Genomic DNA, 14,168 nt, shown 5'->3' on the forward strand with positions numbered 1-14,168 from the left:
ACTATTAGTCTTTGGGAATAAAAAAATCAATAACTATGAAAAGTCTAAACACAGAATTCTTTGAGATTTTATATATCTTGTTGCAAAAGAAATACTGTAGCCCCATTATTGGAAAGTTTCAGGTTTCTCAACGAATACTAACCAGTTCTATCCTTTAAAAAACCATAATGAAGAAAATCAGCATTTCCCTCTTGACAATACTCATTGTTATTGTCGGTATTCTCCTATTCAATACATTATCTTTAACCTCCAGGCAGGTAGAGCCAAAATCATTAGAAAAACTCAATATTCCGGACGCCGTATTCCAAAACCTTTCCCGGGCGGTGCAATACCCCACTATTTCCTTTAGCGAAGATGCTATTCCTGATTCCACAGCCTTTCATGGGTTCCACCAATTTCTGGCAGATACATTTCCACTCGTCCATGAAAACCTTTCCCTGGAAAAGATCAATGAATATAGCTTGCTATACAAGTGGGAAGGTTCAGATGCTTCCAAAAAACCAATCATTCTAATGTCGCATCAGGATGTAGTGCCTGTAGACCAGCCTACCCTCAGCGACTGGGAGGCGGGTCCTTTCGAGGGAAAAATTACGGACACTCATATTATTGGAAGAGGTACCCTGGACGACAAATGTTCCCTAATAGCACTAATGGAATCTGTGGAAAAGTTGCTTAGCGAATCGTTTACTCCTTCCAGGACCATCTATCTTGCCTTTGGCCATGACGAAGAAGTGGGTGGTCCCAATGGGGCTGCTAAGATTGCAGCTCATTTGAAAGAAAAAGGCATCCACGCGGCTATGACCCTGGATGAAGGTGGATTTTTGTCAGAAAACATGATCCCCGGTATTGAAAAGGACGTTGCCATGGTGAACCTGGCGGAAAAGGGTTTTGCCTCCTTCAGGCTTATTGTAGAAACAAGAGGGGGACATAGTTCTGCTCCTCCCCGGGAAAACACCATTGGAATGTTGGCCCAGGCCATCGTTGACCTGGAAAATAGTCAGTTACCTTATAAACTTGTAGAACCCATCAATTACCAATTTGAGTATATGGGAGCCGAACTCCCCTTTATGAAGAAGTTGGCTTTTGCCAATCCCTGGTTGTTTAAGGGCTCCATACTAAAAGGGCTTAATGCACACACTACCACTGCCCCAACAATTATTGAAGGCGGGGTGAAAAACAATGTGATACCTACTGTGGCGGAGGCTACCATCAACTTCAGGATTTTACCGGGGGAAACCATTGAGTCTGTAAAACAGCATGTAGAAAATACGGTAAGCGATAAGATCAGGGTGGAAGCAGCCGGTTTTCTAACGAACCCCTCCCCTGTTTCAGGGATTGATTCTGAGGCCTTTAGGATTCTGGAAAAAACTATACGGTCTGTATTTCCCGAAGCGGTAGTGGTTCCGGGTCTCATAGGCGGCGGTACAGATGCCCGCTATTTTTATGAGGTTTCAGACGATGTGTACCGATTTTACCCGATCAGACTTGGCCCTGAGAGCATGTCAATGTTCCATGGCATAGACGAAAAGATCAGCAAGGAGAACTACAAGGAAATCATTGAATTCACCTACCATTTGATCAGGGAATTCAATTGAAATAAAATAGGTTTAGCTTATTTTATGGAAGAACTCTTTGATAATTTTGAAACCCTGGACCCCAAAGATTGGGAACAACAACTAAAACCTTTATTTACAATTATTTTAAAGGTTTAAGGAAGTTTTCACTGGCGTATTCACCAATTTGGACTCCCAGTTTATTTCCTTCTACAGAATCATATCTAAAATGGATTCCCAGATAAAGTCTAGACATAGCTCCTTCAAGGGCAGCTTCAGAGAGACTATTGAAGGAACGTTCCGGAGGATCCATTTTCATTTTTTCTGACATCGGGCCGGCACTGTCCACTTCAGGAACGGTCATCGTAAAGGCATATTCATTACCCAAGCCTAAGGTATTCGCAATCACCGTCATGCCAGCACCACTACCTGAGCCATGTGCGGATGGATATGACGGAAAAGGATACGTATGATTATGTAAGGTATTCCATGTGGTATCCGGTTCAGTATCCGGATTTCCATCATTAGCTGCCCATCGAATAGCCGTATAAGGTCTCCAGTGGTTATAGAAAAACTTGTTATCAAAGACACATACATATGCATCGTAGATCGTCATGTTCAATAAAGCAAACGTTCTTGTTGTAGTCCATAGATCAATCTTTTCTTTCAAAACAAGATCACTCGCTAATCTATTTAAAGATATTTCAATAAATTCCTTCCACCACATGGCATAATGAGCTTGATCTTTAGTTCTTGTAGCACTTACTGTCGCGCCCACTTCTTTCACTTCGTTATAGGCTTTAGTATAACTATCACTCTTAATCTCAGGTGGTGGTGGAGACCTGAAATAATCCGAGCTCGGCAATAAAAAAGTCTTTGCCTTAGACCAGCCTGCCCCAAAGATAAATCCTTCAGGAGTGCCACTATGTTCATTAAATTCAGCATAAACTCCGGGAGCCATAGGATGCCAAGTGTATTCCGACTGCTCATTCCACGTATCGTCATTACGCATTTTTAAAATCGCTACGGCTGAGGCCTTTCCAAGATTTATTCCCTCGTTCTTTGAATCTCCATTTGGTACCGAACTCAGCCAATTATTAAGCTCCAGGTATAGTTCATTTTCTTTATCAGGAAATTGATCAACGGCCACTTCGTAGGCCGCCTGTGCAACCGCGGCAATCGGATTAGCCTTTGGCATATCTCCCTTATAAGCATAAGTAGTATATTTTGGTTGTATGGCATTAAGGGCATCGTGCATAGCCACATGCATCATTGATGTGGTTCGTACTCCTTTTAAAGTAAATAAATTGTCTTCGGCAATAGCTAAATCTATTACTTTCTTGTTCCAGGTATTTACAATCTCCCCCGTGTAATTAGAAATATCTTCCTTTTGGGCCAGACAACTATTTAAAAGCGGCAGAATTAACAAAATGACATAAAGGAGAAACCTTTGTGGTTTGTGTGTGATTTCCATATTGATTCCTTTTAAGATGAGAATACAATATTAGGAAATAGCCTAAAGTCAAAATGTACTCATCGTATCAAATGATATGCAAAAAAACTCAGTGCAATATTTAGTTAGACCTTGCTTAGTTGCTCTTTTTTAAATCTTAGGGGTGCAAAACTGAAATGCTCTTTGAACGCACGAATAAAATGCGAGGTGTTTTCGAAACCCGATTCAACGGTAATTTCATTAATATTCAAGTCTGTAGTTTCCAGTAGATATTTGGCGTAATTGAGTCTTTTACTTTTCAGCCACTTTCCTGGGGTGGTTCCATACAATTTTACAAAGTCCCGGTTAAAACTCGCCAAACTTCGGTTAGATAAATGGGCAAAATCCTTCAATTTTAAATTGAAAATAAAATTTTCTTCCATAACTAACTTCAAGGATTTTTTGCCTGTAATTGCAATTTCTTTGAAGCATTTTGTCGCTAATGGATTGTCTCCGCTTGTTGCTATATTGACTATAAGTTCCTTGAACTTAAGTTTGAGCAAACTTTTAGAGGGTTTTGAGGTTTGTGAAAAATAACCCATCAAAGAACTAAAATAAGCAAGCAGGCTTTCGTTTAAGGTTAAAGGAATAACAGAATCTGTTTCTTCTTCAAGATATTTATCAAGAATTAGGTTCGTTTCGTTTTTAAGAACCGAACTTATGAACTCATCGGGCATGAAAATCAGTAGTGCACAAAAATCCCCGTTGAGAATTTTAAATACCCTATGTACTCCCTTTTTCAAAAAAGCAGCATCTCCTGCTTTCAAGGTGTATTCCTCTGTCGGAGTTTTCCATCTACCCCCACCTACAAAAATATAACAGAAATAGTTCTTTTCGGTAGAGTAATCAACTGGAGAGCCCTCTAAAGGGCAGTCATACGCAGTGAACAAAACATCGTCCACTGCCATCTGCCTAAAAAGAGGGTTATGTTCTACAAATTTATAAAAGTCAATAATCTCCATATCCGAAATACCATTTTAATAATGACTCAGGGTAATCTAATGGGCTTGAGGAATATCTCTAAGATAGTTATTTTTTATGAGTATTATCCCCAGATCGGCTTCAGGATAGACCGCTCTGATTAAAGGCTGCGGGAAAATCTTTAAAAAAGATTGCATACCGTAGAGAAAATTTAACATCCAAAACCAGATAAAAATCATGTCTTTTCGTAACCAGGTCAGGGATCACCTTTGTTATTATCTCCTCCCTAATTCCTCTGCTCGTTCAATTATTTTTTCATAAACATCTCTCCCCAGATCAATGACTTCAAGTATGGCTGTTTTTTGATTTTCTTCATAAAAAAGGGCTTTGGTTTCAACCCATTCGGTAAGTCGATCCGTAATCTTTATGAATTTTTCGGCCGGCTTGGCGTACCCTGCTGGTCTTCCTTCAAAATTGATGTATACCGGATTGGAATGTGCTCCTTTGCAGCGTGCCGCAATCCATCCGGAATCCTTTAAACCAATCTTCGTAGACAAGTCCGTACCCGTGTAAATTACCTCTCCATTATAAACTATTTCAATCGGTATTTGCCCATCTGGGGTTAAAGCTTCCGCATCTATCTGAAATTGAACAGGACCGCTTTCAACATTAATTGAACTTCCGGCTTGCTCATCATTCACCTTAAAAAATAACATAGGACCAGTAGTTATAAAACTATTGCCTTTTTGTAGGCCCTTAATCCAATTATCCAGGTTAAAATCCTCATTTCCCAGATTAACATATACCCGTGGTGTATCCTTTATGTTCCAGTCCGGTCCGGCGGTTGCTGGAATTTTAAACCCACAATTCAGGATGTCATACCAGACATCCAATTTTCCGCCATTACCTGCAATTTCGGCCATTTGTATTTTCCCCAAAGCAATATCAACTGGCATTTCAAACCCTGTAGAGGGCCAAGCCGTTTGGATTTGATCTACACCTTCCGTGAAATTACCAAAATGTGCGGCAATAGTGGTAGCCCCCTGAGCCAACGCTTCCTCCAAAATGTATGAATTAGGAGGATAATCCGGACCTGCCAATTCACCGAGAGCGCCAGTGCTAATTGGTTGTATTAAAGATTTAAGTCCAATAAAAGCAAGATGACCATAGGGATTACTGCGAAACTCTTCCCCATAGGTTATAATATGATCCGAAGTACTAAATGCCCGCCTCTGCCCCATAGGAAATTCATTAGCATAAATAGCATGTGTTTCCCACTCTCCCTTTAGGGTTAAAATAGATGAGACATGAAGATCTTCTCCCTGGGAAATCAAAGGCCAGAATTTATTGAATTGAACAGGAATACCTATATCTGTGGTGTGTATATGTGTTTGTCCTGAGTACCAACCAAGTTTGGGCATATTGATCCATCGTTCCAGGGCGATATTTATATTACCCTCTTCAGGCACTTCCACCTCCACTGGCTTATATTCAAATCCATGATAGACCTTAGCCCGCTTTCCAACCGGGTTTACCCCTAGTTGGGCTTCACCCTGAACATAAAAATAGGGCCCGGGTTGATAATCCCATAAGGTTGTTCGCCAGCCCCAATCCGTATTTCTATTAACTGCATAAGATGATCCCCTTATTGGAGTCCAGAAATTATTACCCTCCACATCATTTACTTCTACCCTTGCAGCAATTGGTGTTCCGCTTTCTTTGTCGGTAATGGAAAAATTAATCGCTTCAGAAAAAATGGAATCTTTTTTAATCGGAATGCTCTTATAACCTGGTACTACAACATGCGTAGGGATACTGTCGGGCAACAGTACAAATGGAGCTTCACGCATTGGTATACCTTTCACACCAAGTGCTACACTTGCCTTATTACCAAGTTCATCACTAATGTTTATTGTATTTGTGATTTGGATTTCCTGTAGTGGAGCAAATACGACAAAGGTATAACGAGAGCTTCGCGCTTCTAATGAAAATTTCTTGTTCCAAAATAATATCTCATCACTGGGATTGCTTTTCATTGTGATATCTACTTTTGAATTTCTTTGATTTTTTACTTCAATCAACAAAACTTTAAAGTGCTGAACCTGAACTTCTAAGGACGGAGATTGCCAATTACTGCTAATAGATTGGTCAATTTGGAAATGCACGGCAGGTTCCTGTTGAATTATTTTAGCAAAGTAGGCACGACATTCATCCAATAACTGTTTTTGTTTAGCCCTGGCCTTGCTGATTTGTTTCATAACTTCTTCGGCGTTAATCAGTAAATTCTGCTCATCTGTCAGTTTGCGTATCTCCCAGGATTCATTCCTAAGTTCCTGCCAGGTTTCAAATATGGTAGCCGCAGCCGGATCATTTATCCTCATAAGCTGTATAGCCATGATATAATCATTTAGTTCCTGAAGAACCGGGTCTTTATGCCCTTCATGAGCATAAGAGGAAGGTCCAAAAACAATTGAAATTATCGATAAAATTATTGGTATTAGTGCTTTCATAGTTCCTCTAATTAAGGTATTGTGATCATAAAATTAAAAAATCCTATTTAAAAGATTGATCTTGAATTATTAAAATCCAATTGCGTAATCATAGCCTTGACACCGTCAATAGCCTAAACAAAAGACACCAGCTGTCTTTTCTATAGCTGTGGTCGTATTTACCCACGTTTCAGGATGATTAAATGATATTTTGAGGAACTCGTAAATTGGATTCATTATCTTAGTTAATATAAAAGATATATAGTTAATAACTATATCCAAATGTAAGTGTCAATAATGAAAAAGTTACTGTTTTTATGAATTTTCAAACTTTAAGACTTTTCACGCTTCTGATCCTTATTTTTTATCAACTTCATGGGGTTGCCCAAGAATCAACCGGGACCAACGAAATAAATTATGAACCCATTGATAAAGAACTTCATGATGCGATAGTGTCTATGGACAAAGAATATTTCGATGCTTATAATAACTGTGATATGGACATACAAGCCTACCTATATGCAGAAGAATTAGAGTTCTATCATGATAAAGGTGGACTTACTACCTCCAAACAAGAGGTCCTGGAAGGAATCGAAAAAAACATTTGTGGCAAGATTAAAAGAACCTTAATTGAAGGTAGTATTGAAGTATATCCCATAAAAGATTTTGGAGCAGTAGAAATAGGCTATCACAAATTTTTTAATAGTCAAGAACCTAATGCACCTTCCAAACCCAGTAAATTCATAATTCTTTGGATGCAAGTTGATGACACCTGGAAAATTTCAAAAGTTATAAGCCTCCATTGAATAATGAATGATAGGACCAAACTTCTAGCCATAAAAGTAATTCATACTTTAATCTGGCTGTTTTTCGTGTTAGTAATTTTCTTTATTCTTTATTCTGGGGTCAGCGGTAAGATAAATGCTTATACCTGGATAGGCATAGGATTAATAATCGTAGAAGGGCTAATTCTATTAATTTTTAAAACATTCTGCCCATTGACGCTTTTGGCAAGAAAATATTCGAATTCACAAAAAGACAATTTTGATATTTATCTGCCAAATTGGTTGGCACGATATAATAAAATAATTTTCACCACAATCTTCCTCATCGGATTTGTAATGGTTCTTGTTCGGAAATACTTTTGAGATTTAAATAATTGATAAAATTAAAGCACTACTTATAATTGAGGAATGTGTTGGAAACGCCGTTAAAGGCAAGTTTAGTAGTAGTCTGCTCATATACCTCTTTAACTATCTTGTACAAGTCCGGGACCACTGTTTTGGCAAGTTTGGAATTATTGTTTAATAAAACACAAATCCCCAAATCGGCTTCAGGATAGACCGCAATTTCATTTCTGAAATTGTTTACACTTCCACCGTGGTGCCAAATGGTTTTTTCCAGACCTGTATCGTCTTCTGCAAATTTATGGATCCTCCATCCAAAGCCGTAATACGAAGCTAAGTGTCCGGGCCAGCGCTGGTAATATTTGCTATGGCCTTTAATTTCTATAAACGGGTTAAAAGCTTCTTCTAAGGCCGACTTGCTCATTATCTCCGGATTATGCCCGAGTAAAAATCGAATCCATTTGCCCATATCAAGGGCACTGGCATTGATACCTCCAGCCGCTATGGCATTGTAATAATGGTCATTAAGTTTTTTGGGCCTCCACCCATTTCGCCTCTTTGAATGCGGCATAGCAACATTTTTTTCATGTGCCAGGGTTTCATAATCCATGGTAGTGGAGCACATTTCCAGTGGCTTAAAGAATCTATCCTCTAAAGATGTGCTAATATCCTGTCCAGTAACCTTATATATCATCTCTCCAGATAGCGCAAATAAGGCATTCTGATAACTATACAGCTTACCGGGATTACTTATTGGTGTTACGTCTTTGAAGCGTTTTGCAATATCTGTCAATGGCAATCCGGCCTCCACCAGATTGGTATAACTATGGTAAGGCGCGCCCGAAGTGTGCGATAAAATATTGGCCAGCGTAATTTTAGCTGTATTACTTCTGTCTCCCAGCTGAAATTCCGGAATACAATCGCTAACCTTATCTTCCCAATTTAATTTCCCTTCATCCTTTAAATTGGCAGCCAATACTCCGGCAAATCCTTTTGATAGTGATCCGAGTCTAAATATTGTTTGGCCGTCAACGCCATCGTTTACATCAATACTTCTTTTACCGAATCCATCTGAAATTACAATCGAATCCCCTCTTACGATGCTCACCCCGGCACCTACTATGACGCCTGATGTAATGGCCTTATCAAAATATGCTTGCACAGCAACTTTTAATTCTTGTTGTTGCAATTTATACAGCTGTGCCTCTCTTTGATCGACTAAAGTTTTCTTTGACTTATCGGCTGAAATAACATCTTTGGACTCAGAAGTGGATACAGGATTATCGACACTTTTGGTTAGGGCAAAAAGCGCAAGTATTATAATTGTAGTGCCTACCAAGATTTTTAATCTCTGCATAGGTAAATTATTGTATGGTATAAAGTGTGACAGGATGAATATAGGATTATTTAACTTATTAACCGATTAAAGACGTGATTATTATGTATTGCATTACTTTTTATACTGATTTAAATGCTAAATTTATGGCTCCATAGCATGTACTTCTGTTGCTTTTTACGGTGTGGAGGTCTGAATTAATCCATCCTAATGATTCACTCTCTCATAAATTTCAAATTCCAAAAATCAAATTCCCAGAGCCTAGTTATAACTCATAATTCTTTAGTCCCGATAGTTTCTCCTTCGTAATACTATGGAGAAGGAGCTATTGGGATGTGATTTGGAATTTGGTGCTTGATGCTCCTATAGATAATTCCGTAAATTGTAATAAAGAACCAACCTATTCAATCATCTTCAAGCTTTATACTCTTAGATGTTGATATCAATTTCCCATCCGATCCCAGCCCTTCAATATATAATATCATTCCTGCTTGATCCATTATAGGAATTTTTATAGTAGTGTGATTATTTTTATTCAAAATCACCTTAGGCAACCAGTTTAAGACCCCGTACATCTTAAATTCAAAGTTTAGATAACGGATATATCCAGGATCATAATACTCTTTGGGTCTGGCAAAACCACTATTAATAAGGTATGAAATATAATGTTTCTTTTTATCCAGGTTATAATGACCATACCTTAGCTCTAAAGAAATGAATTCTCTTTGCCAACTATCAAAGAATATAGACTGAAAGCCGTCCAATGACATCGTTAATAAATCTGTGCCATCACTTAATAAACCTCCAATAAATACAGGTACCGGAACTTTGCCAGTAGCCGGCCCTGAACCTATTATTCTGGACATAACTGTCACCCTTCCCTCAAGTATACTAATCCCATACCCTAAACTACTGAGGTAATGGAGAAGTGTTCCCCTTCTCTTAATGTCTTCATCCGTTATTCTCTTTCCAGTAACTTCGGCAGAATTAATAGGAATATAATTTGATACCTCTTTTGGACCTTTTACTACTACTTCATCCAGAGCAATGGTTCTTTTAGTAACAGGTAATTCACTTCCTGGGCTAATGGGTATATCTATATCAGTGCTAAATGTTGTAACAAAACGATTGTTACTGTTAAATGCCACAATGTCTATATTCTCTTGGGGACCCATAGCTGATAGGGGTGTAAATTCAATCTCGGCCTTAGGTTTTCTTAATTTCCCCTTAGTGTTCAAAACAGAAATCATCAAGGAATCCCCTTTAAATAAAATCGTATTGGCATTAAAGGTTTTGTCTCTTTTTATGTCCAATAAAAACGCAGTTGTTACATCCTTACTATAACCCCAAACTTGATTTTCCCGACCCAAATCTGCATCCAGTATTTTTCCATGAATATTCACTCCGGATTCAAAAACATACTTCAAATTTTGTTGCTCCCCAAAAATACGGTCCCAATTATAGGTACCCCATCCTTGATTAAGCAATAATATATCTAAGTTAAACATGCTGGTGCGATCCCTGTCTTCGAAATAAACCCCGGGATGTTCCACCGAAAAATTAATATAAGGCATTAATAAAAATGATGAAAGCAATGAATTATTGGGAGCGTAGGAGACCGTTTCATAGGGTAGCACAGAAATGCTCAATGACATGCTTCCATCATAAGCATTTTTTAAACTCAAATCAACCAGGAGTGAATCCTCTGTAGCATTCCATTCATATGCTAAACTTATATCCTCATTTATCTTATCAGACCCAAACTCATTGAAGAATAATCGTCTTATAATTGGATTATTCCGATGATCAAAAATAGTGATCGCATTTACCCCAAAAGGCAGCTTAGCCTTATCTAAACTAAAGGTCGTCGTTTCTGAATTTATAAAAAGTTCTTCTATAAATATCTGTTCATTTTGATGCACTGCCATATAAAATGTATTCTCATATATTTTATTCAAGGTTTCGGAGCTGATTTCGAGCTTTCCATAAATTTTTTCCCGATCAAATGAACTCAACTTTAATACTATTCCTTCAGCCTTCGCCGGAGGCAACTTTTTTTTGATAATAGGGCCATTATTTAAATTCGTTCTTAAGGAGTAAGTTCTTTCCCGTTCGTAAAAAAAAGTGACTTTTCCCATTCCATGCATATTAGTAACCAGATTGTTCTTAATGACCTCGCCCAAATCATTTTCCAGAATGATTTTTTTCACTTCAATACCATTACCTAAGACATCTGTAATCTGAAAACCAAAAGAATTTTCTATATCCTTGATCAATTTTCCTCCTTCAGGATATATTGCAATAGTTACATCTTTAATTAATTCATTTTCCGGAGGCCTCACTATATTTCTAAGCACGCTTATTTTTTGGATAAAGGGCTTTATTTCAGAAAAGTTCTTCATCCAATTGGTATATGATTTTATGTAGTACTCTGTATCAGTATAACTGGAGTCTATCATTATATTACCAGATCCAACCCCATCTTCTATATAAATAATTTTCTTCTCTATAGCTTGTCCCTGCTCATCAAAAATACCTACATATAGATTTGTGCTTTCACTAGATGGGAGTTGAGTATTTTGGTCGTAAACATAGGCAGTGAACCAAAGTTGCTCCCCGTTGAAAAAAGTGGTCTTATTTAAATGTAAATGCACATTTTCCCTCAAGGGATGGTAAAAGGCCATATTCTTTTCAACAATCCGGGAGGATTCGGTATTTTGAGCTGTCAATGAGCTATTAAAATGCGTAAAGAAAAAAAGCAGATATATAAAAAGTTTAACGCATACCGCTATTTGTAATTTTTTCATTACCAAATTATTATGCCTTCAGAAGATTCATTTAAAGATAGCCAATGTTTTTGAGGGGATGAAGTCCAGCCTACCTTTTAAATATAGTACTGTAATACAAGTACAGATAATTCAGTACCTTGGTGAGCTAACCGCCAACCATCCCTGCCATGATCAAATTCTTCCGTAAAATCTACCAAACTGCATGAATCAAAAAAAAGCCCCATGGCACTTCCTCTTACTACTCATTTTAGCCGGGGAGTCTGTATTTATTCTTCCATTTGTTCTTTCACGGGTCTTCAGGCCCACAGTGCTTGAAGCGTTTGGCCTGGACAATGTGCAGTTGGGTATTTGTTTCTCTGTATATGGCATAATAGCCTTGCTATCCTATCTCTTTGGAGGTCCTCTGGCGGATAAATACCCTCCTAGAAAATTGATTGCAGTGGCACTGTGGATGACTGCCTTAGGAGGGTTGGTCTACGCTACTTTTCCCAGTTATACAGTATTAAAAATACTTTATGGCTATTGGGGTTTTACAACCATTTTTTTGTTCTGGGCTCCTATGATCAAGGCGGCTCGTCTCTGGGGTGGGTCGTCATCCCAGGGCAAGGCGTTTGGATTTTTGGACGGGGGACGTGGATTAGTAGGTGCGCTGTTCGGAGCTCTGGGTGTGTTTATTTTTTCATTATTTATTAATACTGAGGTTTCAGAGGCCACCGTTACTGAAAGTCGTATGGCCTTTAAATATGTAATTCTGGTAACCTCAGGAATAGTAGTTTTTGTCGGCTTATTGGTTTGGTTCTTTATGAAGATGGATCGCAATGTAGAAAAAAAGATCATCCTCGATAAAATAACGATTTCACAAATAAAAGAAGTCCTGCGTTTACCTTCGGTATGGCTACTTATGATCATTATTCTATGTGGCTATGTTGGTTATAAAATCACTGATGTGTTTTCACTTTATGCCCGGGATGTAATGCTGTATGACCAGGTACAATCGGCCCAGGTTGGTACTTTTTTGTTATTTGTCCGCCCAGTAATTGGGGTACTAATTGGGGTATTGGCAGACCGTACAGAAACGACCTACTGGCTGGTAGTTAGTTTTGTAGTTACATTCTTTGGAGCTTTATTGTTCGCTACGGGCATAATTTCTGATTCGTCGACCGCATTGTTTTTTATATCTATTTTGGTCGTGGCAACCGGCGTATACGCTGCACGTGCCCTATACTTTGCGGTGATGGAGAGGGGGCAGATCCCTTTGCTGCTTACAGGGACTGCTGTTGGCCTTATTTCACTCATAGGCTATACACCAGATATATTTGCAGGGCCTGCGATGGGAGTTCTATTAGAGAATTCACCGGGTGCAGTGGGTCATCAGCATGTGTTTTGGATGTTGGCTTTGTTTTCCTTCATAGGCGGTATCGCTGCCTGGTATTATTTTCAATTATATGGAAAGAAGAAACAGCACTGATTCATGATGAGATGAACAGAAGATAAAGCCGCTATTCTTCAAAATGGTAGAGATCGGCCAATTTATAAACCAAAAAGTTAATGATTTCTGTATCAGAAGAACCTTTGCTAAACATTAAATAGGCTTTTTTTAATTGTTCCTGTTTAAAGAAATCCAGATCGTCTGAACCGTATTCACTAAATGCATTCCATGATTTCAGTCCTTCCAGCATTTTCCAGTGTGCTTCATACTTTAATTTTGCCATGGCTAGCTGTTTATTATACTCGGATCTATCTGGTCTATTTTTAGAAGTTTTGAGTAAGGTATTATATTCCTCTAGCAAGTGCTGATCGGCTTTGATTGCCTCGCTTATTAGATTATAATATGCCCTTGAAATATAAGAGTCATATAATTCAACAAATAAGCTGGCTCTTTCTCTTGCCTTTGGGGTCATTTCTGAAATAATAAACTGATTGTTAGAGTTATAAACGTCCTCAATTAATTTATCACTCAAAGTTGAAGTGCTGTTAAAGGAATTGATCCAGCTTGCTGATTGAATAGTTTCTTTCCAAACTTTTCTATAATCCTTTTTGAAGTAATTATGTGATGTGTTGCAAGCCGTCAATGAGATGACAAACATTATCAATAATACCCCTGAAAAAATACGCAGATAGTTATTTTCTTTCATTCTCACCAATAGTATTATAATCCTGGAATTATAATCGTCTTTTACCCTCCTGCTCTAAAGAGAAATAATTTTACCACAATAAAAGAAAAGATGGGAGTTTAAAAAAAAAATGTCCTCAAAGGGACTATATAGTCGATAAGTATGCTTTAAAAAACAATTTGAGATATGACAAATGCCAGGTTTAATGGTGGTCAATTATAATTCATTTTTCATCAATAATTAATTACATATCCTCGAAAACATCAAAAGGTTATTCAGCTCTAGTGAGAAATTATTCCGCCATATCCCAAAAATCGCTGCTAATGAAAATTAGAATATCCTAATCC

The 14,168-nt window shown here is 38.0% G+C and carries 9 protein-coding genes; 3 read left to right on the plus strand and 6 right to left on the minus strand.

Annotated elements, in window-relative coordinates; genetic code table 11:
* The first annotated feature begins 167 nt into the window (after positions 1-167).
* Positions 168-1,595 (plus strand): M20 family peptidase, encoded by a 1,428-nt coding sequence (locus ABJH90_RS03295; RefSeq protein WP_348142412.1) that lies wholly within the window; start codon positions 168-170, stop codon positions 1,593-1,595.
* A gap of 100 nt (positions 1,596-1,695) precedes the next feature.
* Here ABJH90_RS03295 and ABJH90_RS03300 read toward each other — a convergent pair whose 3' ends face one another.
* The 3 genes from ABJH90_RS03300 to ABJH90_RS03310 all read right to left on the minus strand — a co-directional run bounded on the left by ABJH90_RS03300 (position 1,696) and on the right by ABJH90_RS03310 (position 6,476).
* The gene (locus ABJH90_RS03300) at positions 1,696-3,027 is read right to left on the minus strand and encodes a phosphatase PAP2 family protein (RefSeq protein WP_348142414.1); all 1,332 of its coding nucleotides are present in this window, start codon (positions 3,025-3,027) and stop codon (positions 1,696-1,698) included.
* 104 nt (positions 3,028-3,131) lie between these two features.
* Positions 3,132-4,007: an AraC family transcriptional regulator gene (locus tag ABJH90_RS03305; RefSeq protein WP_348142417.1), complete on the minus strand. Its 876-nt coding sequence runs from the start codon at positions 4,005-4,007 to the stop codon at positions 3,132-3,134.
* A 234-nt stretch (positions 4,008-4,241) separates the two neighbouring features.
* Positions 4,242-6,476: a CehA/McbA family metallohydrolase gene (locus ABJH90_RS03310; RefSeq protein WP_348142420.1), complete on the minus strand. Its 2,235-nt coding sequence runs from the start codon at positions 6,474-6,476 to the stop codon at positions 4,242-4,244.
* Positions 6,477-6,772: 296 nt separating this feature from the next.
* On the opposite strand from ABJH90_RS03310, the gene ABJH90_RS03315 reads away from it, so the two are divergent.
* Positions 6,773-7,261 carry a nuclear transport factor 2 family protein gene (locus ABJH90_RS03315; RefSeq protein ID WP_348142423.1) on the plus strand — a complete coding sequence of 163 codons (489 nt, stop codon included), beginning with the start codon at positions 6,773-6,775 and terminating at the stop codon, positions 7,259-7,261.
* A gap of 370 nt (positions 7,262-7,631) precedes the next feature.
* Here ABJH90_RS03315 and ABJH90_RS03320 read toward each other — a convergent pair whose 3' ends face one another.
* Entirely contained in the window at positions 7,632-8,939 is a 1,308-nt protein-coding gene (locus tag ABJH90_RS03320; RefSeq protein WP_348142426.1) for a serine hydrolase domain-containing protein, read from the minus strand.
* Positions 8,940-9,322: 383 nt separating this feature from the next.
* Positions 9,323-11,725, minus strand: a complete 2,403-nt coding sequence (locus ABJH90_RS03325) for a hypothetical protein (protein WP_348142429.1) — start codon at positions 11,723-11,725, stop codon at positions 9,323-9,325.
* A gap of 184 nt (positions 11,726-11,909) precedes the next feature.
* Between ABJH90_RS03325 and ABJH90_RS03330 the strand changes: the two genes are divergently transcribed.
* Complete coding sequence (locus tag ABJH90_RS03330) at positions 11,910-13,175, plus strand: MFS transporter (RefSeq protein WP_348142431.1); 1,266 nt, start codon at positions 11,910-11,912, stop codon at positions 13,173-13,175.
* A gap of 31 nt (positions 13,176-13,206) precedes the next feature.
* Here ABJH90_RS03330 and ABJH90_RS03335 read toward each other — a convergent pair whose 3' ends face one another.
* Positions 13,207-13,842 carry a hypothetical protein gene (locus tag ABJH90_RS03335; RefSeq protein ID WP_348142434.1) on the minus strand — a complete coding sequence of 212 codons (636 nt, stop codon included), beginning with the start codon at positions 13,840-13,842 and terminating at the stop codon, positions 13,207-13,209.
* Positions 13,843-14,168: the final 326 nt, after the last annotated feature.

Source organism: Eudoraea sp. (genome assembly GCF_039969275.1).
GTDB lineage: Bacteria > Bacteroidota > Bacteroidia > Flavobacteriales > Flavobacteriaceae > Eudoraea.